1 protein-coding gene is annotated in these 779 nt (G+C 61.6%); it reads right to left on the bottom strand.

Translation table 11 applies throughout. The annotated features are described in order from the left end of the window. Positions 1–779: efflux RND transporter permease subunit (locus FCU66_RS40440; protein ID WP_136622772.1), on the bottom strand; the 779-nt coding region annotated here is incomplete at both ends.

Below are 779 nucleotides of genomic sequence, written 5' to 3'. Positions count from 1 at the left end.
GCTTCGATCTGGCGCGCGATCTTCTCCATCTCCGCAAGATCGGTGCCGAACACCTTGACGCCGACCGGCGTCCGAATGCCGGTCGAAAGCATGTCGATACGGGCGCGGATCGGCATGGTCCAGGCGTTGGAGACTCCGGGGAACTGCAGAGCCTTGTCCATTTCGGCCTTCAGGCTGTCGATGGTGACGCCAGTCCGCCATTGCTCCTTTGGCTTCAGATTGATGATGGTCTCGAACATCTCGGTGGGGGCCGGGTCGGTCGCGGTCAGCGCCCTCCCCGCCTTGCCATAGACCGATTCCACTTCCGGAAACGACTTGATGATCCGGTCCTGCATCTGAAGCAGCTCCGCCGCCTTGGTGACGGAAATTCCCGGCAGCGTCGTCGGCATGTACATCAGCGTGCCTTCGTTCAGGGTCGGCATGAATTCCGAGCCGATCTGGCTCACCGGCCAGACTGAGACGCCAAGCACGACGAGCGCGAGCGCTATGGTGAGCGTCTTTGCCTTCAGGACGCCGCGAATGACGGGACGGTAGATCCAGATCAGAAACCGATTGATCGGGTTCCTGTGCTCCGGGATGATCCGGCCGCGCACGAAGATCACCATCAAGGCCGGCACCAGCGTCACCGACAGGATCGCAGCGGCCGCCATCGAGAAGGTCTTGGTGAAGGCGAGAGGACCGAACATCCGGCCTTCCTGCGATTCGAGCGTGAAGATCGGCAGGAATGATACCGTGATAACAAGGAGGCTGAAGAACAGCGCCGGGCCGACCTCGCTCGC

It is taken from the genome of Mesorhizobium norvegicum, from assembly GCF_004919685.1.
Lineage (GTDB): Bacteria > Pseudomonadota > Alphaproteobacteria > Rhizobiales > Rhizobiaceae > Mesorhizobium > Mesorhizobium norvegicum.
Note: the sequence above shows the minus strand (reverse complement) of the source record. Positions and strands in the feature narration are given on the sequence as shown.